We start from the raw sequence: 18,887 nt of genomic DNA on the forward strand, positions 1-18,887 counted from the left end.
CTCGGTCGCGAGCACCGAAAACGGCGCATGGCGCGTCATCGTCCGATAGGGGATCGATCGGCGGGCACGTGTCGCTTCTGCCCGATGCGTCGCGTCTGGGAAGCTGTCGATGACGACGGGGGCAATGTGCGGCGAGTCTTGGTGTGGGTGATGGTGGTGGCCGCCGCCGGAGCTACGGCTGCAGTGTTCTTGGCGACGCAGACCGCGTCTGCGACGCCATTGGTGTTCGTCGCGGCAGCATTCCCGCAGCTTGCATTCTTCGGGGTGGCCCTCGTTTCCATGGCGGTGGTCATCGCGGCGATCAGGGGTCGCCTCCGACTCGCCACGTCCGCAGGGCTAGTTGTCCTCGTCGTTAGTGCTGGCCTCGGAATCGTCTTGACGGCGGGAAGGCCGGCACCATCGACAACGGTGCCCACCGGATCCTCGTCGGCGGGGCAGCTACGAATCCTGTCGTGGAACACCAACCAACAAGACGTCTCAACCGAGCAGTTGGGCGCGTTGATCAAAACCGAGCAAGCGAACGTCGTTGCTCTGCCTGAGTACTTCACGGCCGTGGCCGATGGAACTCTCGCCGGGCTCGCCCAAGAGCACGACATGCAGATCATCGGGACCGATTCATCCTCGGCGACGTTGCTGATCTCGAAGCATCTCGGCACATATTCGCTTGCCGACCAAGAAACGACACCGGCATGGGCTGGGTTCGTCGCGACCTCAGACAATCCCCGCGCCCCCGCCTTGCTCGTGGCGCATCTGCAGCGTCCTTCATTGGTCGACTCAAGCATCTGGCAGAGCCACGTCGACTGGGCGCGGCAACAGTGCGCGGACCGACGGAACATCGTCGCCGTCGGCGACTTCAACGCCACCCTGGCAAATCTCGGCGGCGACCAGCTCGGCCCCTGTCAGGATGCGGCCTCTGCTCTGGGCCTTGAGTCGACAGGCACCTGGCCCTCCGCTCTGCCAGCGTCTCTGGGCGCCCCGATCGACCACACCTTTTTCGGCCCAGGTTGGGAGCCCGTCGCCTTTGCAGTGCTCTACTCTCAGGCCACCCGAGGCTCAGACCACCGCCCCATCGTCACCGTGCTCAATCCGAACAGCTCGTAACCCGTCTCAATAGGGGATGGGCCACCGAGACGCTCTGCTACTCCCCTCGCGACTCCCGCACGCGGTGCACTCGATAGCTGGCGCCGTAGATGAGCGCAGAAGCGTCGATCAAGACGGGTACCGCGGTTGCGCCGACTTAGCCCAACCACAAAACGTCCCCGTGTGTGAGCATGAACACAGCAAGCATGAGTGTGAACGTGGCCAACACTGCCCACAGAAGCGCCGCTCTGGCACACCGGCTCGCCGACCGGAGGTGCTCGCCTGGGCCGCCGCGGACCTCCGGACCGCCGACTCCGAGGCAGGCGTCGTCGGATCGGGCACCGTCGTGGCCGTCACCGTGCGCGCGTAGCTCATCGAGCCCGCGGTCGGGCCGGCCGGAGGTGCCACGGGCTGAGCCGCGACGGGTGCCTCAGGCGCGCGGCTCGGCGAGGCTGAACAGCGCGACCACCTCGTCGAGGTCGCGACCCAGGACGAGGTCGAGAGACGCGACGTCGCGTTCGTCCCTCAGCTGCGCGATGACCGCGCCCGACGAGCCTTCGACAGCCCGGGCCCTGCCCGCGACCATAAGCTGGACCGGCTCGGCCCCGGCGCGCACGGGCGCGTCGGGCAGCGGGTCGAGACCGTCGGCGACGCGCCGGTCGAGGGCGAGCGCCGCCAGCACCCAGCGTTCCGCGAGGCCGACCGGGCGCAGCGACGCCAGGGGAGACCGGCGCCCCCGGCCGAAGACGACGATCATGCTGTCGCTGCGCTCGACCTGCCAGGCGACACCGCCGACGTCGAACCGGCAGAGCACGTCAGAGTGGAGGTCGACGACCGCCCCGAGATGCTCCAGCGCCCGCACGCACGTCGGGCCGAGCAGGCGCGCGGTCGTCGCGGCCTCGCGCTCCCGGCGCTCACGCTCGAGCACCGCACGGGCGAGCGGAGCGTGCTCGGCGGCGAGTGCTTCCCGGTCGAGCGGCGCACCCTGGGCGAGGCGCGCGTGCAGCCACGCCGGGTCGAGCCGACCGAGGTAGAGGAAGCGCACCTGGACGACCCCGGCTGGGTCTGACACGGTGAGGGGCCTGTCGGGGGCGAGCAGGGCGACGCCGTGGTCGAGCGACCACACCGCGACGACCGTTCCGTCGACGACGGCCACCCATGACCAGCCCTGTACGCGAACGTCGGGGCTGCTGCGCTCGACCACATCGCCGACGAGCGACCCTGCCCGGACCCGCAGCTCGCGATGGTGCGACTGGGCGTCGTCGCCCATCGACACGCTCTCCCGGTTGACGACGACGACGAACTCCGCGGGCACGTCGCTCGACGCCGCGCCGACGAGCCGAGACCAGATCCCCATGACGGCGACGCTACCGGCCGATCAGCCCAGCGGCTCCGGAGACGCCTACGTACTGAAGAGATCGCCTAATCTGGGCACCCCTGTCGACCCGTTTTCACCGAGAGGAGACACGATGATCGAGCAAGAGCACTCATCACCACGGCGAGCACTCGAGGTGCCGCTGGGCGCTCCCGTGTTCGTCCAGGCGCTGCGGTACACGGCCATGTACGGAGCGAAGCCGTTCCCCGAGGCTCTGCTGATCTACCTGGACAACGGCGCGTACAAGATCCTCTCGCCCGGCGAGGAGCATTACGGGAGCTACGTCTCCGCGACCGACCCGGCCGCCCCACCCCGTCACGTGGCGTTCGTGTCCTGGCCCTCCGAAGACTGGGGGCGGAACGTCGCCTCGCACACGCTGACGTTCGACCAGGACACGGGGGCGTTCGTGCAGTCTCTCGTCCTGCCCGGAGATGCGGTGCCGCGCGCGCAGCACGGCTACGCGCACAGCGTGGACATCCCGCTGACGGGCCTCATGGAGGCCACGTGGCACGAACTCCGAGCGGCCTGCGCTCCCGTCTTCGACCGTCTGCAGGCACAGACCGACCCTCGCCGCGACGAAGGGTCCCTCGACCTCCCGTAGGTCGACACGACTCGCGTTCACGAGGGTGATCCAGGCCGTGTGATCGTGCGACTCCTCGATCCCGGCCACGGCTCAGCCGGCACCGGCACCGGCGCCGGCACCGTCACCTGACCCGCCGCGACGCCCAGACCTGCGCGCCGAGACCGACCGCGATGAACCCCAGCATGAGGGCGCCCATCACGACGGCCGTGCCGCCGAGGGAACCGGCGAGCGGTGTGGCCGCTCCGCCCAGGCCAAACTGCAGCCCGCCGACGAGGGCCGCCGCCGTGCCGGGGGAGCGATGGCCGAGCGCCTGCGTCAGCGTGATGGACCCGGGGATCACCCACCCCCACCCCGCCGTGACGATCGCCAGCGCCGGCCACACGAGCGCCGGCCCGGCACCCGAGAGAGCCCCCACGAGCACCAGCAGCGACCCCGTCGCGCAGACCGCGAGCCCGACGGTGAAGAGGTGGTCCTCGTCGAATCGCCCGATGAGCCGTCGGAACACCAGCGTCGACGCGATCATGCACGACGCGTTCGAGGCGAAGACGAGCGTGTAGAGCCCCTCGCCGAATCCGTACTCCTGCTGAAAGACGAACGACGACGTCGAGATGTACGAGAAGAAGCCGATCGTCGCCGCGCACCCGGTGATCAGATACCAGCGGAACCGTGCGATCCCGAGCAGACCGCGCATCCTTCGCAGCGACGCACCCAACGAGGCTCCGCCTTCAGGAGGCGCGGTGAGGGTCTCCGGAAGCAGTCGCGCCGCCGCGATGGCCAGCCCCGACCCCAAGACCGCCAGCACGACGAACGTGATGCGCCACGACCCGGCCGCCAGCACGGCGCCGCCGACGAGCGGGGCCACGACCGGGCCGACCGAGTTGATGGCCGCCAGGGTGGCGAAGAGGCGGCTCCGGGTGGTGCCCGTCGTCGAGTCGCCGACCATCGCGCGGGCCGCGACGGAGCCCGCCGCGCCTCCTAGTCCTTGGAGCACCCGGGCCACGACGAGGGTGCTCGCGTCGGGTGCCACCGCGCAGGCGACCGAGGCGAGCGCGAACACCGACATGCCGACGAGGACGATGCGCCGGCGACCCGTGCCGTCGCTGAGCGGGCCGATGACGATCTGCCCCAGCGCGAAGCTGACGAGGAAGGCCGTGAGGCTGAGCTGCACCTGCGCGGTCGAGGCTCCGAGGTCGCGGGCGATGGCCGGCAGACCGGGGATGTACATGTCGGTCGCGAACGGCGAGATGCCGACGATGAGCGCGATGGTGAGGACCGCACCGCGCCCTCCGGGGGCCGGGGCGGCAGCGCGGGGCCGGGAGACGTCGTCGTCGCTCATCACGTCGAAGCCTAGCTACGCGCCTCAGAACGCCGACGATTCCAGGGTCCCGACGCGACGGGCGCGTCGCTCGAAACGCCCCCAGACGACGACCGCCGCGATGACCCAGACGACTCCGGTGCCGAGAGCGAGGGCGTAGTCGCCCCAGAACCCCTCCGACATCCCTTCGTCGACGCCGGTCCTCCCGGCTTCGATGAGGTTCGCGAGGGGAATGACACGCGCTACGAGATCTATCGGGTGCCACAGCACGCTCAGGGGGGCGACGACCCCGGCCGCCAGGGGCAGCACGTACTCTGCGATGTTGGACAGAAGCAAGCTGTCGCGGAGGGAGAGGCTGGCGGCACCGATGAGGAAGCCGATGCCGATGGCAGCCGGTGCGACGCCGATGAGCACCAGGGCGATGATGCCCCAGCTGTCTGAGCGGCCCGACGGCTGGACCACCATGAGGGTCGCGAGGAGACCGACGGTCGCGACCAGGACGCCCAGGCCGGCGACGACGGTGAAGCGACCCAGCCACGAGGCGACGGTTCCGTGCGGGGCGATGAAGAGGACCGGGGTCGTCCCCTCGAAGCGATCCTCTGCGACCAGGGTGGCGACGGCGACGCTCGCGGCGACCGAACCGACGCCGACCGACGCGGCGAGGGCGTCGCCCGCATCAGGATCGGCGGCCCCGGCACCGCTCGCCATGGCGAGGTAGAACATCGACGTCAGCAGCGGGATCACCCCGAGGCGGACCGCTCGAACGGTCGGACTGATCGACTCGGGCAGCGCCCGCCATGCGATGACCATCGCCGCGCGGTAGGTCGAACCTGCGCCCGTCATGCCAGCGCCAGCGTTCCGTCTCGACGCGCTCGACGGAGCGCCGTGATCAGCAGAACCCACGCGGCCGTAGCCCACAGCGCGGACATCCCCACCGACTCGAGGAGCCACACGAGAGCGACGGACCCCGTCGAGTGCCCGACGGCGACCGCCCCCACGAGCGGATGGATCGCCGCTACCGGAACGATCCACCACGGGAATGACGACAAGGGGACGACGATCCCGCTGAGCAGCCAGATCGGGGTCAGGAGCAGCGGCTCCAGCACAGTCGCCGAGCGTGAGACCAGGAAGAACGCGGCCAGGACGAGGGCGGAGCTCATGCAGGCAAGGAACGACGCGGCCAACGAGACCAGGTCGCGGAGATCCACGTGCACGTGACCCGTCACGGCGAGCTGCAACCCGAGCGCGAGGGGGATGCCGAGGAGTCCGATGGTCGCCGCCGCCGCACACAGGCTCCCGAAGACCACGCCCGGGCGGAGGGTGCTCAAGGCCATGTGCTCGAGGGTGCCCTGGAAGCGCTGGTAGCTGATGATGCCGACAGCGGTCGTGGTCGTCGCCCAGATGCCGGCGATGGAGCCCTCGAGCCACAGCGAGGCCGTCAGGGGGGTGTCGGCACCGAGGGAGCCGAGGACACGGAGGGCGACGAAGATGCATGGTGCGACGAGCGCCTGCTGCAGGAAGAAGGGCGTCCGCAGGAGCTGCCGGGCGTGGAACAGCGTGATTCGAAGCCCGTTCACGGCGCTGATGTCCCGACTCGTTCTCGATGCGTCCGCAGGAAGGCCAGGTACGCCTCCTCCAGGGTCGTCGGTCTCGTGACGGAGGCCCGGACGTCGGCCAGGGAGGCGAGGAAGGCCGGTGCGGCGGGATCACGGCCGTGCTCCCAGACGAGGTCGACGTACCAGAGTCCCCGCCGCTCCTCGCTGATGATGTCCGCTGTTCCGAGGACGGACCGGAACATAGGCCGGGGATCTGCCCGCGACTCGACGGTGAGGGTCGTCACGGTGCCGATCCCCGCGCGGGCCGCGATGTCGGAGGGGGCCCCCTCCGCGACGACGAGACCATCCGAGATGATCACGATGCGATCAGCGAGGTCGTCGGCGTCGGTGAGATCGTGCGTGGTCAGAAGGACCGCCTTGCCCGAGGCCCGCAGCTCACGGATCAGCCCGCGGAGGTCTTCGGCGCCTTCAGGGTCGAGCCCGATGGACGGCTCGTCGAGGAGGATGAGCTCGGGCTCTGCGAGGAGCGCTCTCGCGAGATGCAGGCGTTGCCTCATGCCCCTGGAGTAGGTCTCGACCCTGCTGTCTCGACGATCGGAGAGGCCGACGCGGGCGAGCACCTCGACGATCCGCTGCCGTAGGGCGCGTCCGTGTACTCCCTGGAGCTCCCCGAAGAAACGGAGGTTCTCGACGGCACTGGCCCGCATGTAGAAGCCCCGGTCGCCTCCGAGCACCAGCCCCAGGTGACGGCGAGCTGCGCGAGGGTCGGCGACAGCATCGATGCCTGCGACTCGGACGGAGCCGCGCGTGGGCTCGAGCAACGTCGCCGCCATCTTGACCGTGGTGGTCTTGCCGGCGCCGTTCGGGCCGAGGACGGCGACGACTTCGCCGGCGCCGATGGAGAGGTCGACCCCGCGGACAGCCTCGATCGATCCTGCCGACGTCCGGAAGCTGCGTCGTGCCTCTCGCACGTCGAGGATCGGGTCGCTCATGCGCTTAGCCGGAGGACCCCGGACGGGTCCATCGACAGACGTTCAAGAACCGCCTGAGCGGCCGCATCGTCGCCGGCGCGGGCATGAGCGGCCACCAGGTTCCGTCGGACGCTGGTCAACCGGCTCGGAGCCCCCTCGTCGATGATGATGGCTTCTGCTTCGGTCAGGAGTGCTGCGGCGTCAGACCATCGACCACATCGGTAGTGGAGATAACCCGCCAGCGCCATCGCCTCTGAGATCGACTCATTGTGGTGCGCACGTGTCCAGGCCAGGTGCTCATCGAGCTTCAGGCTGGCGACTTGCAGACGGTGTTCGTCCTGCGCGGTCAACTGAGCCCTGTTGACCCGGACCTGAGCCAGGTACCGGCGACGGTGGTCGTCGTCGACCATGACGACATCGCCTTCGTCGAGGTGGGCCTCTGCTTCCAGGAGGAGACGGGCCGCCTCTACCTCGGCACCACGGTGCACCGACGTCAGCGCCTCAAGATTGAACGTGACTCCTGCCAGCGCGCTTCTGTCGGCGGGGGCGAGTCGACGTTGTTGGACTGCGCGGTCGAGACGGCGTCGTTCGGCCCGAAGGATCGCAGCGGCCTGCTCGTGTTGCCCTCGCCGCTTCGTCAGCCAAGCGGCGCGTCGCACCGTGCTCATGCAGGACTCGGCGTCGGTGACCCATGTCGCCGCGGTGAGATGAGCGAAGACTCGCTCGGTGCGGTCGTCTCGGATCGCCGCCAGGGCTGTGCCCAGATACGTCAGCGAACGGAGGGTTGCGGGGAGCTTGTCGGAATCGACGATGAATTGGGCGAGAGCACCGGCATCGTCCCAGAGCCCGGCGAAGTTGATCATGCAGTCCAGATGCCCGGCGAGGTCTGCGTCGGACAGCTCGCCGGCGATCCAAGCGCGGGAGACGCTGTCCGGCCGGAAAGCGCTCCGTGCCTCAATCGCATCGACCCCCACTAGCCTCGCCGCGTCGACGAGGTATTGCCCGGGGTCGTCGCTCCGGCGGAGTCCGAGATCACTCGCGTAGTTCGGGGCCCGGTGCGTGCGGGTCAGGGGAACCGCCGCCAAGCGTGCGATGGCGGAACGTTCACGAAGCGCTGGCGTGACCGCGCCATCAACAGAGGACAGGTGATCAGCGAGTCGGGTCAGAGTTGTTTCGAGCATCGGTGCACTTCCAAAGACGAGAAAGGCGGGTGCAGTTCGTTCTGCACCCGCCTGATGGTTCTAGTGACGCCAGCCGACCTGGCTGATTCTGAAGACTGCCGTGGTGTTCTCGAGCTCACGGACGATGGTCGCGATATCCATAGTTTCCCTCCTCTCATGTCAATACGAACGACCGTAAGAGATATCGGATGCTATGTCAAGGGGTCATGCGATCGACACCTGCACGTAGGGCGTCGATCTCGCGATGCCCGATGCGACGTCGGTTGCCGTCGGCATCACCGGTGGGGATGTCGACAGCCGCGTCGGCGAACGCCTGCTCGAGACCACAGTGGATGCGATGCACAGTGCAGGCGGCCTCGTCTTCACGCGAACATCGGCTGACCCCGAGCGCGACGAAGGGGCGGGCGCACTGCGCCCGCCCCTTCTTCTAGACCCGGAGGGTCAGCGCTTGCTGCGACCCGTGATGAGGCCGTAGACGAACAGCACGACGACCGCGCCGACGATGGCGATCAGCCACGACTCGATCGAGAAGAAGCCGTTGAAGTCGACGCCGAAGAGCGCGCCGCCGATCCAGCCGCCGAGCAGGGCGCCGATGACGCCGAGCACGAGGGTGGCGATCCAGCCGCCGCCCTGACGGCCCGGGAGGATGGCCTTGGCGATGGCGCCGGCGATGAGGCCGAGGAGGAGGAAGGCGAGGAAGCTCATGAGAGACCTTTCGAGCAGTTGACGACAAGTTGGCACCGCCTGACCCCCTCACCACCGAGATGGTGACGAGCTCAGGAGCCTCAAATCGAGGCTTAGCGGTACATCCACTGTGCGCCTCCTGAGAGTCTCGTGCTCGAGCTCGAGCATCGGCTAGCCGATAAGCGCACGGGGGCCCTTGCGAGCAACCACTTGTACTAGTAGAACTAGAACATGTTGATCAGGCTCGACCCGGCATCCGAGATGCCGATCGCCGACCAGATCGTGACGCAGATCCGCCGGGGCATCGCCGACGGCGACATCGAGGTCGGCGAGCGACTGCCCTCGGCTCGTGACCTCGCGGCCGCCCTCGCGATCAACATGCACACCGTCCTGCGGGCCTACGACTCGCTCCGTACCGCCGGCCTGATCGAGCTCCGTCGCGGTCGCGGGGCGGTCGTCATCGCGGGCGCCGACGCCCCGACCACGGCCCTCTACGCCGCCGCCGCCGCGCTCGTGCGCGACGCCGCCCGCCTCGGCATCGCACCCGCCGACCTCGCCACGATCATCAGGGGGATGACATGACCGCCGACCGACCCGCCCCGAGCACGCCCGACGAGCCCGAGACCGGCACCACGCCCGTGCCTGCCGACCCCGTGCCCGCCGAGGTGGACGGGGTGGTCCTGCTCCGCACCTCCTCGGCCGTCGTCGCGGCCCTCGCGCCCGCGGCCCTCCTCGTGGTCGTCGCCCTCGTGCTCGGTCCGCGGCTGGGCGACACCATCGCGCGTCACTGGTCGGGTGACGGCGCCGCCGACGGGTTCTCGGGCACATGGTCGTCGTTCGCCGTCGTCGCGGCGATCGTCGCGGCCCTGACCACAGTGTCGATCGTGGCCGCTCTGACCCGGCGCGGGCGCCCGTCACGTCTGATCGCCGGAGGCGCGGCCTCCTTCGCCGGCCTGGCCGCCTGCACCTGGGTCGCCACCGCCCTCGCGACCGCGGCCGCGCCGACCCCCGAGGAGGCGGTGGCCGGCTGGACGCCCGCGCTCACGCTCCCGGGCCTCGCCTGGGGCGTCGTCGTCGGCTGGCTGGCGACCGGCAGCGGCGTCCGGGCGCTGCCCGACGTGGAGTTCGACGACCGGGCGAGCGTCCGCCCGGCGGATCTGCGACCGGGGGAGCGGCTGGCGTGGTCGGGCACCACCGGCAGCCCCGTCTTCGTCGTGATGGGGTCCGTCGTGATGGCCCTGGCGATCGTCGTAGGCGCCGTGCTCTTCGTGATGGGCGCCTCCTCGGTCGTCGTCTACTCGGCCGTGCTGCTGCTCGCCGGTGCCGCCGTCCTCGCTCTGGGGCGAGTCCGACTGACCGTCGACCAGCGCGGGGTGCGCCTCGTCTCGGCGCTGCTCGGCGTCCGCCTGCTGCGGGTGCGCCTGACCGACGTCGCCGGCGTCGAGACCGAGACCCTCGACCCGATGTCGTGGGGCGGCTGGGGGTTGCGCGTCTCGAAGCGCGGCACCGCCTACGTCACCGGCCGCCGCCCCGGCATCGTCGTCCGACGCCGCGACGGCAGCGCGGTCGCCGTCACCATCGACGACGCCGAGTCGGCCGCGTCCGTCGCGGCTGCTCTCGCGCAGCGCTGACCCTACGGCTCGTCAACCGGCTCCTCCACACCCCGGCCAGACCAGAAATGGGGCCACCGGCGGCGGCCCGATCGCCGCCGTAGACCGCTCCATCTGTTTAGAGTGTCCACAGAGAGGGGGTGCAGCGATGCAGGAGTCGACTCGCGAGATCAGGCGTCAGCGGGCGGTCGAGAGCCTCGGCGTCATCGACTCCGACCGCAATCCCCGCCTCGACCGCATCACCCGCATGGCCAGGGCGATCTTCGGCGTGCCGATGTCGTCGGTCACGGTGCTCGACAATCAGCGCGCGCTCTTCCTCGGTCGCGACGGCTTCGACGTCCCGGTGGTGGGTCGGCACGACACCCCCTGCCACCTCGTGATCGACTCGGGCGAGATCATCTCCGCCGAAGACGCCGCCGCCGACGCCCGCTTCGACCACATCGAGCCGTTCCGCGCCAACGGCCTCGGCTTCTACCTCGGTCACCCCCTGCTCGACGGGTCGGGCAACGTCGTGGGCTCGTTCTGCGTCATGGGCTTCGAACCGCGTCATCTCGACGCCGAGCAGATGTCCGAGTTCGAAGACCTCGCGGCCTGGGCTCAGAGCGAGCTGCTGGCGGACGCCGAGGCCGCCTCGGCGTCCGCGACCCAGCAGGCGCTGCTGCCCGCCGAGCCGCTCGAGATCGACGACGTCCACGTCGAGGGCGTCTGCCTCCCCTCCCTCAGCGTCGGCGGCGACTACTTCGACTACGGCGTCGTCGGCCGACAGGTGCACGTCGCCGTGGGCGATGTCATGGGCAAGGGCGTCGGCGCGGCCATCCTCGGGTCGTCGGTCCGGGCCGCCTGCCGAGCCGCCGTCCCCACGGTCACCGACAACCGCCTCCTCGGCACGGCCGTCGACCGCATCGAGCGCGCCGTCATCGGCGATCTGCAGCGCACCGGCTCTTTCGTCACGTACTTCCACGCCGTGCTCGATCTCGACACCGACGAGCTCTCGTACGTCGACGCCGGCTCCGGTCTCGCCCTGGTCGTCCGCGCCGACGGCTCCGTCGAGCAGCTGATGGGATCCGACCTGCCGCTCGGGCTCGAGGCGCAGACGCACGAGACCCACACCATCGTGCTGCTGCCGGGCGACCGGCTCGTCGTCATGAGCGACGGCGTGCTCGACGTGCTCGACGACGAGAACGGCTGGCTGGCCGAGGTCGGCGGCATCGTCGCCCGCTCCGGCGACGCCGAACGCTCCGACGCCCCCGATCTAGTCGACGCCATCGCCCTGCTCGCCCGCGACCGCATCGCCCGTGACGACGTGACCCTCCTCGTACTGGACCGACGTCCGTGACGGACCTCCTCACCCGACGCGACCAGCGCCTCCTCGGCCGGTCGACCCCGGCCCGTCGGATCGTGCCCATCCGCGTCGTCGTGCTGCTCGCATCGCTCGCCGGCCTGAACTACATCATCTGGCGCTGGGCCGTCTCGGTGAACTGGACCTCGTGGTGGATCGCCGTGCCGCTCGTCGTCGCCGAGACGTACAGCGTGATCGACTCGCTGCTGTTCGGCCTCGGCGCCTGGCGCCTCCGCGAACGGGGCGAGCCGCCCACCCCGCCGTCGCCCGACTCGCCCGAGACCGTCGTCACCGTCGACGTCTTCGTCACCACCTACAACGAGCCCGTCGAGATGGTGATGCGCACGGCGCTCGCCGCGCAGGCCATCGAGTACCCGCACACGACGTGGATCCTCGACGACGGCGGGCGGGCGGAGATCCGCGAGGCGGCCGAGGGCGCGGGGATCGGCGTCATCACCCGGTCGTCCGACTGGGTCGACCGCCCGCGGCACGCCAAGGCGGGCAACCTGAACAACGCGCTGCTGACGACCGAGGGCGAGTTCCTGCTGATCCTCGACGCCGACCAGGTGCCCGAGCCGAGCATCCTGCACCGCACCCTCGGGTACTTCAAAGACGAGAAGACCGCGCTCGTCCAGACGCCGCAGTGGTTCGAGAACGTGCCGGAGTCCGACCCGCTCGGCAGTCAGGCCCCGCTGTTCTACGGGCCCATCCAGCAGTCGAAGGACGGCTGGAACAGCGCGTTCTTCTGCGGCTCGAACGCCGTCCTGCGTCGGGAGGCGCTGATGCAGCTGGGCGTGTCGCGGTACGTCGCCGAGGTCGAGTCGGCCGTGCGTCGCGCCGTCAAGACGTCGAGCCGCCTCATCGAGCACGCCCGTCTCGAGGCCGTCGACCAGCCGCGCGTTCTCGAAGTGCTCGAGGAGGCCGAGACGATCGTCGAGCGCGCCCGGGTCGAGCTCGCCCGCGGAGACTCGCTCGGCGACGTCACGTACCGGTTCCAGCGCGGCATCGACACCATCGCCTACCGGTTCGCCGACGCCGACGTCGCCGCCATGCAGGACGACATCGCCGAGCTCGCCGCCATGTCGGTCGGCCCCGGCACCTTCGACGCGCTCGACCAGGCAGCCCTCGATCTGCTCAGCGACCGCTCGGCGTCGCCGCTGCAGGCCATCGAGTCGATCTCGATGCTCGTCGGCGCGCTCGACGTCGACCGCGGCGACGAGGCCCAGGCGATCATGCCGCTGGCCACGATCTCGGTGACGGAGGACATGGCGACGGCCATGCGCCTCCACGGCCTCGGCTGGAAGTCGGTCTACCACGACGAGATCCTCGCGATCGGCCTCGCCCCCGAAGACCTGAACACCATGATGACCCAGCGCCTGCGGTGGGCTCAGGGCACGATGCAGGTCTTCTTCCGCGAGAACCCGCTCGTGCAGAAGGGCCTCTCGCTGGGCCAGCGCCTGATGTACTTCTCGACGATGTGGAGCTACCTCTCGGGCTTCGCCGCCCTCGTCTACATCGGCGCGCCCGTGCTCTGCCTCTCGTTCGGCGTCGTGCCCGTCACCGCGTACAGCGTCGACTTCTTCGCCCGGCTGATCCCGTTCCTGGTGCTGAACCAGGTGCTGTTCTGGGTCGTGGCCGCCGGGCGGCCGACCTGGCGCGGGCAGCAGTACTCGCTGGCGCTCTTCCCCGTCTGGATCGCGTCGGTGACGACGGCGTTCCAGAACGTCTACCGGGGCCGTGCGCTCGGCTTCTCGGTGACGCCCAAGACCAAGCAGGCCTCGAACGGGCCACGCTGGGACCTCGTGAAGCCGCAACTCGTCGCCATGGGCTGCCTCGCCGCAGCACTGGTGCTGGTCGGCATCCGCTACGCGACCGGACAGGCCGACGGCATCGCGCCGTTGGTGAACATCCTCTGGGTCGTCTTCGACCTGGTGATCTTCAGCATCGTCGTCCGCGCCGTTCTCTACACGGGGCCGGAGCCCCGAGACAAGGAATCCCCATGATGACCGTAGAAGTGAAGACCGTCGAGGGCGGATGCGTGATCTCCCCGCAGGGGCGCCTCACCGTCGTGTCGACCCCGCAGCTGCGGACGGAGGTGGCGACACGCATCGAGGCCGGCGACCGGCTGATCATCGTCGACCTGTCGCAGACGACCTTCGTCGACTCGTCGGGGCTCGGCGCGCTCGTGTCGTGCCTCAAGTCCGCGCGCCAGGCGGGTGGTGACCTGCGGCTCGTCGCGCCGACCGAGCAGGTGTCGATGGTGCTGAAGCTCACGAACCTCGACCGCATCCTCCAGCCCCGCGCTTCGGTCGAAGAAGCGCTCCATGACTGAGAGCGACGGCGTCAGCGTCATCGACGTCGCGGCCGTCCCCGAGAGCATCGATCTCGTCCAGAACACCTTCGAGGCCTGGTGGACGGCCCTCGGCATCGACTCGATGGAGGTGCGGTTCCCGTTCGAGACGGCGATCGTCGAGATCGCGGCGAACGTCATCGAGCACTCGATCGTGGCCGACGGCGCCGAGGGGATCGAGGGTCGCCGCTTCACCCTCGAGCTCCGCGCGGAGGACGAGCGCCTGACGGCCGTCTTCAACGACAACGGCCTGCCCGCCGAGATCGACCTCAGCGACGTGTCGATGGCGGATCTCGACGACGAGGGGGGCCGCGGTCTGGCACTCGCCATGCTCAGCCTCGAGTCGCTCGACTACACCCGCGAGGGCGGCCGCAACATCTGGACTCTCGTGTGCCGTCGGTGAGAAGACCGGCACTGCGCGCCCTCGCCGCACTCGCGGCGGCGGTGGCCGTGGTGCCCCTGGTCTTGGGAGGCGCGGCGCCGGCGACCGCCGACACCGCGCCTCCTGCAGAGGGGGCCTGGGTCGGGCCCGACCTCGACTGGGGTTCCGACGGGCCCGACGGCTACGCGGATCGCCTGGGGGAGACCCCCTCGACGTACTCCGTCAACATCGACTACCCGATCGACGACGGCTCCGCCGATCAGTGGCGGCGATCGGCCCGCGCGGCGGCGGCTCAGGGCGCCGCGCTGGTCGTCAGCCTCGAGCCGTCGCGACCGCTCGCCGACCTCGACGCCGACCAGGCCGCCCGGGCCGACGAGCTGCTGACCGAGTTCCACGACCAGTACGGCATCGCGCAGCTCGTGCGCTTCGCCCCCGAGATGAACGGCAACTGGCAGCGCTGGGGGCAGCAGCCGACCGAGTTCGTGCGGGCCTTCGGCCAGATCGCCGACGCCGTGCACGACGGCACGTCCACCGCCGACATGGTCTGGGCGCCCTCGTACGGCGCCGGCTACCCGTTCGCCCAGGCCGACGGGCGTCTGCCCGCGACCGGGGCCCGCGACGAGGCCCTGCTCGACACCGACGGCGACGGCACGGTCACCGAGGCCGACGACCCGTACGGCCCGTACTACCCGGGCGACGACGCCGTCGACTGGGTCGGTCTCACCATGTTCTTCTTCGGCAAGGGCGACGCCTCGACGGCCGCCGGCACCGATGTGCCGCTCGTCGCGAACCAGGCGCCGGCCGAGGGCGAGGTGCAGGCGCGCTTCGACGAGACCTGGGGCTACTCGCAGCCGCAGGAGGCGACCTTCTACGACCGGTTCGCGGTCGGCACCGACCACCCGCTGCTGCTCGACACCGGCGCCCTCTACGACCAGGGGCTCGACGGTGCCACCGAGCTCGCGGTCAAGCAGGGCTGGTGGCGTCAGATGCTCACCGCGCTCGACGACCAGCCCCTCGTGGCCGGCGTCACCTGGCTCGAGACCGTGCGCGACGAGGCCGAGGCCGGCGACCGCGAGGTCGACTGGCGCGCCACCGACGACGACGCCATCGCCGCGGCGTTCCGCGCCGACCTGGTCGACAGCGGGGCCATCGTCTTCGGGCCTCTCACCGACCCCGTCACACCCGAGGAGGGCGACGCCGCCACGGTGCAGGTGCGCGACGGCGGCGGCGGCGACGAGATGGGCTGGATCGTGGGCTGCGCGGTCGCCCTCGCGCTGGCGTTCCTGCTGAGCGGCGTCGTGGGGCGCGTGCTGCCGCGCTGGCGCTACCCCGACGACGGCAAGCCCGGGCGCGACCTCCGCATCGACCTCTTCCGCGGGTTCATCATCCTGGCCGTGGTGATCACCCACATCGAGGTCGCCGGCCCGTACTCGTTCGTCACGCTGAAGGCGGTCGGCGCGATCACCGGCGCCGAGATGTTCGTGTTCCTCAGCGGGCTCGTGCTCGGCATGGTCTACCCGCTGGGCGTCAAGAAGTTCGGCGAGAAGACCGCCGCGATCGGCGCCTTCGTGCGGGCCCGCAAGCAGTACGTCGTGACGCTCGTCGTCATCCTCGTCGTCTTCGCCCTGAGCTTCGTGCCGCTGGTGAACACCGACGAGATCACGACCTTCACCGACCGCGGCACGGGCGACACCGGCGCCGGCGCGATGGGCCGGGTCTACGACCTCTACCCGAACGCCGACCGCCTGCTCGACTACCCGCCGCCCTGGTACGCCGTCCGGCAGCTGCTGCTGCTCGAGATGGGTCCCTGGCCGTTCAACATCATGGGGCTGTTCGTCGTGCTCAGCCTGACGATCCCCGGTCTCATGTGGCTCGTGAAGCGCGGTCTCTGGTGGGTCGTGCTCGTCGGCAGCTGGGCCGTCTACGCGGTCGGCGTGCTCTTCCCCGACTTCTCGCTGCTGCCCTCGCAGTTCGAGCCGGTGTTCCCGCTCTTCGCCTGGCAGGTGCTGTTCACCCACGGTCTCGTGATCGGCAACTACCGGCGGCAGATCGTCTCGGCGCTGACGACGACGGTCGGCAAGGTGCTGGTCGGGGTCGGCGTGGTCGGCTACGCGGGGTTCCTGGCCCTGATCTGGGCCGGCAGCACCTACGGCTTCGACCTGGGGCCGATCCCCTCGTCGATCTACGACTCGCTGTACCTGACGGGCTACCAGCGCGTCGACATGCAGTGGGGCCGCCTGGTCGACACCGCCCTGGTCGTCGTCTGCGTCTACGCGATCCTCACGGTGTTCTGGAAGCCCATCGCCGCCGCCCTCGGCTGGCTGTGGATCCCGCTCGGGCAGGCCAGCCTCTACGTGTTCATCTGGCAGGTCTTCTTCGCCCTGGCGGTGGCGTCGATCCCCGGCCTCGACCGGACGAACGTGATCACCGGCACGATCATCCACACCGCGGTCATCCTGCTGGTGTGGTGGATGGTGCGGAAGCGGTTCCTGTTCTCCGTCATCCCGCGGTAGCCGGCCGGCGCGGTCGTCGCGACCCGCGCCTCCTGCGCTCCGCTCCTCAGGCCCGGCACCCGGCGGAGCGAAGACCCCCGTGCACAGCGCACGGGGGTCTTCGTCGTTCTCGCGGAGCGGCCGCCTAGGAGGCGGTGGTCGCCTTCGCCGCATCGACCTCGGCCTGCTCGGCCGCCAGTCGCGCATCGCGCTTCGCGCCGGGCACCCAGCCGCCGTCGACGAGCTTGATCTGGTAGATCGACGCGCCGATGACGAGCGCGGCGCCGACGACCAGGCTGATGACGACGCCGATCAGCGGGCCGCCCAGGAAGCTGACGCCGATGAGCGTGCCGAACCAGCCGAAGTCGGCGTCGCCGAAGGTGCTGTTCGCGAAGCCCAGGTTGCCGAGCACGAGCAGCAGGATCGCGGGCAGGAACGTGATGATCAGGCCGTTGACGAAACCGCCCAGCACGGCGCCCTTGCGACCGCCGGTCGCGTTGCCGAAGACGCCCGCTCCACCACCGGTGAAGAAGTGCGGCACCATGCCCGGCAGGATCAGCGCGAGGCCGAACACCGGGTTCAGCCACGACGCCAGCACCGCGAGGGCGACGAGACCGCCGGCGAACGACGACAGGAACCCGATCAGCACCGCGTTCGCCCCGTACGGGAAGATCAGCGGGATGTCGAGGGCCGGCTTGGCGCCGGGCACGACCTTCTCGGCGATGCCCTGGAACGCCGGCACGAGCTCGCCGAGCACGGTGCGGACGCCGTAGAGGATGATCGCGACGCCGACGCCGAACTGCAGCGCCTGGGCGAAGCCGGCCATGATGAACGCGCCAGCGTCGGTGACGCCGAAGATGTCGAACGCCTGGTCGCGCGGCAGCACGATGAGGGCCCAGACGGTGAAGACCAGGTAGATCAGCACCATCGAGAGGCTGGTCGCGACCATCGAGTCGCGGAGGAACTTCAGCCCCTGCGGGAACTTGATCTCTTCGGTGGACTTGCTCTTGCCGCCGACGACCGAACCGGTCGCGCCCGCCGCGAGGTAGCCGAGGGTGCCGAAGTGGCCGATGGCGATCGAGTCGTCGCCGGTGATCTTCTTCATGAAGGGCTGCGCCAGGGTGGGCATCACCACCATGATCACGCCGAGCAGCACCGCGCCGAGCACGACGGTGAGCCAGCTGAGACCCTCGCCGAGACCGACGGACAGCACGACCGTCAGCATCACCGACATGAAGACCATGTGGTGCCCGGTGAGGAAGATGTACTTCAGCGGGGTGAAGCGCGCGAGGGCGAGCATCACCAGGAACCCGAGCACCAGCACGTAGGCGCTCTGCGCGCCGTACTGCTCTTGCGCGACGGCCGCGATGACCTCGTTCGTGGGGATGACGCCCTGGGCGCCGGTGACGGCGAGGATCAGCGTGCCGAGCGGGTCGAGCGCCCCGGTGACGACGGTCGCGCCGGCCCCGAGGATCAGGAACCCGAGAGCGGCCTTGAGCGCACCGCCCACGACCTGCCCGGCGTTGCGGCGCAGCGCGATCAGACCGATCGCGGTGATGATGCCGATCAGGTAGGCGGGCACGTTGAGGATCTGCATGCCGATGAAGTCGAGTACGACGACCAGCCACTCCATTGGGACTCCTTCTGGGTTTCGTTCGTGGGATCAGCCGACGCGGAGCGTCAGGCGATCGATTCCTGGAGCTTCGCCTGGATCTCGGCGACGCTGGTGAAGTTGTCGATGACGATGACCTTCGAGGGGACCTCGCCGAGCTCTTCGACGAGGTCGGCCGAGGTCAGGACGATCTGGGCCGTGCGGGCGGCGCCGCGGGCGGTGCCGATGTCGGCCGCCTCGACGTCGGCGTCGACGTCGAGGGCGCGGAGGGCCTTCTCGGCGTTCATCTTGAGCAGGACCGAGGTGCCGATCCCCATGCCGCAGACGGTGATGATCTTCATGGTGCGTTCCTTTCGA

At 69.8% G+C, this 18,887-nt stretch carries 18 protein-coding genes; 9 read left to right on the forward strand and 9 right to left on the reverse strand.

The window, feature by feature from the left end; genetic code table 11:
• Window positions 1-1,101: endonuclease/exonuclease/phosphatase family protein (locus IFT51_RS09675; protein WP_206758086.1), on the forward strand; the 1,101-nt coding region annotated here is incomplete at its 5' end.
• 409 nt (window positions 1,102-1,510) lie between these two features.
• Here IFT51_RS09675 and IFT51_RS09680 read toward each other — a convergent pair.
• Window positions 1,511-2,437: a hypothetical protein gene (locus tag IFT51_RS09680; protein ID WP_192060894.1), complete on the reverse strand. Its 927-nt coding sequence runs from the start codon at window positions 2,435-2,437 to the stop codon at window positions 1,511-1,513.
• Between the two features lie 112 nt (window positions 2,438-2,549).
• On the opposite strand from IFT51_RS09680, the gene IFT51_RS09685 reads away from it, so the two are divergent.
• The gene (locus IFT51_RS09685) at window positions 2,550-3,056 is read left to right on the forward strand and encodes a hypothetical protein (RefSeq protein ID WP_192060895.1); all 507 of its coding nucleotides are present in this window, start codon (window positions 2,550-2,552) and stop codon (window positions 3,054-3,056) included.
• 103 nt (window positions 3,057-3,159) lie between these two features.
• On the opposite strand, the gene IFT51_RS09690 is transcribed toward IFT51_RS09685, so the two are convergent.
• The 6 genes from IFT51_RS09690 to IFT51_RS09715 all read right to left on the reverse strand — a co-directional run bounded on the left by IFT51_RS09690 (window position 3,160) and on the right by IFT51_RS09715 (window position 8,766).
• Entirely contained in the window at window positions 3,160-4,374 is a 1,215-nt protein-coding gene (locus IFT51_RS09690; RefSeq protein WP_192060896.1) for a multidrug effflux MFS transporter, read from the reverse strand.
• A 24-nt stretch (window positions 4,375-4,398) separates the two neighbouring features.
• The gene (locus IFT51_RS09695) at window positions 4,399-5,163 is read right to left on the reverse strand and encodes a hypothetical protein (protein WP_192060897.1); all 765 of its coding nucleotides are present in this window, start codon (window positions 5,161-5,163) and stop codon (window positions 4,399-4,401) included.
• 29 nt (window positions 5,164-5,192) lie between these two features.
• Window positions 5,193-5,930: a hypothetical protein gene (locus tag IFT51_RS09700; RefSeq protein WP_192060898.1), complete on the reverse strand. Its 738-nt coding sequence runs from the start codon at window positions 5,928-5,930 to the stop codon at window positions 5,193-5,195.
• Window positions 5,927-6,901, reverse strand: coding sequence for an ABC transporter ATP-binding protein (locus IFT51_RS09705; RefSeq protein WP_192060899.1), 975 nt, complete (start codon window positions 6,899-6,901; stop codon window positions 5,927-5,929). Before IFT51_RS09705 ends, IFT51_RS09700 begins: the two co-directional genes overlap by 4 nt.
• Window positions 6,898-8,061 carry a hypothetical protein gene (locus IFT51_RS09710; protein ID WP_192060900.1) on the reverse strand — a complete coding sequence of 388 codons (1,164 nt, stop codon included), beginning with the start codon at window positions 8,059-8,061 and terminating at the stop codon, window positions 6,898-6,900. Before IFT51_RS09710 ends, IFT51_RS09705 begins: the two co-directional genes overlap by 4 nt.
• 441 nt (window positions 8,062-8,502) lie before the next feature.
• The gene (locus IFT51_RS09715) at window positions 8,503-8,766 is read right to left on the reverse strand and encodes a GlsB/YeaQ/YmgE family stress response membrane protein (protein WP_192060901.1); all 264 of its coding nucleotides are present in this window, start codon (window positions 8,764-8,766) and stop codon (window positions 8,503-8,505) included.
• Between the two features lie 210 nt (window positions 8,767-8,976).
• Here IFT51_RS09715 and IFT51_RS09720 point away from each other — a divergent pair, with 210 nt between their 5' ends.
• The 7 genes from IFT51_RS09720 (at window position 8,977) to opgC (ending at window position 16,939) form a co-directional block, all read left to right on the forward strand.
• Entirely contained in the window at window positions 8,977-9,327 is a 351-nt protein-coding gene (locus IFT51_RS09720; RefSeq protein WP_192060902.1) for a GntR family transcriptional regulator, read from the forward strand.
• Complete coding sequence (locus IFT51_RS09725) at window positions 9,324-10,376, forward strand: hypothetical protein (RefSeq protein ID WP_192060903.1); 1,053 nt, start codon at window positions 9,324-9,326, stop codon at window positions 10,374-10,376. Before IFT51_RS09720 ends, IFT51_RS09725 begins: the two co-directional genes overlap by 4 nt.
• Before the next feature lie 127 nt (window positions 10,377-10,503).
• Window positions 10,504-11,691 (forward strand): SpoIIE family protein phosphatase, encoded by a 1,188-nt coding sequence (locus IFT51_RS09730; protein WP_192060904.1) that lies wholly within the window; start codon window positions 10,504-10,506, stop codon window positions 11,689-11,691.
• A gap of 62 nt (window positions 11,692-11,753) precedes the next feature.
• On the forward strand, window positions 11,754-13,697 hold the full coding sequence (locus IFT51_RS09735; RefSeq protein ID WP_371740761.1) for a glycosyltransferase: 1,944 nt from the start codon (window positions 11,754-11,756) through the stop codon (window positions 13,695-13,697).
• A complete protein-coding gene (locus IFT51_RS09740) occupies window positions 13,697-14,026 on the forward strand; it encodes an STAS domain-containing protein (protein ID WP_197981978.1) in 330 nt (109 codons plus the stop codon). Before IFT51_RS09735 ends, IFT51_RS09740 begins: the two co-directional genes overlap by 1 nt.
• Window positions 14,019-14,447: an ATP-binding protein gene (locus IFT51_RS09745; protein ID WP_192060906.1), complete on the forward strand. Its 429-nt coding sequence runs from the start codon at window positions 14,019-14,021 to the stop codon at window positions 14,445-14,447. Before IFT51_RS09740 ends, IFT51_RS09745 begins: the two co-directional genes overlap by 8 nt.
• Complete coding sequence (opgC, locus tag IFT51_RS15610; protein ID WP_192060907.1) at window positions 14,444-16,939, forward strand: OpgC domain-containing protein; 2,496 nt, start codon at window positions 14,444-14,446, stop codon at window positions 16,937-16,939. The genes IFT51_RS09745 and opgC overlap by 4 nt, the downstream gene beginning before the upstream one ends.
• Before the next feature lie 124 nt (window positions 16,940-17,063).
• On the opposite strand, the gene IFT51_RS09755 is transcribed toward opgC, so the two are convergent.
• Window positions 17,064-18,551, reverse strand: a complete 1,488-nt coding sequence (locus tag IFT51_RS09755; RefSeq protein ID WP_192060908.1) for a PTS ascorbate transporter subunit IIC — start codon at window positions 18,549-18,551, stop codon at window positions 17,064-17,066.
• A gap of 47 nt (window positions 18,552-18,598) precedes the next feature.
• Window positions 18,599-18,871: a PTS sugar transporter subunit IIB gene (locus IFT51_RS09760; RefSeq protein ID WP_192060909.1), complete on the reverse strand. Its 273-nt coding sequence runs from the start codon at window positions 18,869-18,871 to the stop codon at window positions 18,599-18,601.
• Between the last annotated feature and the right edge of the window lie 16 nt (window positions 18,872-18,887).

It is taken from the genome of Frigoribacterium sp. CFBP 13712 (genome assembly GCF_014842255.1).
In the GTDB taxonomy this organism is placed as follows: domain Bacteria; phylum Actinomycetota; class Actinomycetes; order Actinomycetales; family Microbacteriaceae; genus Frigoribacterium.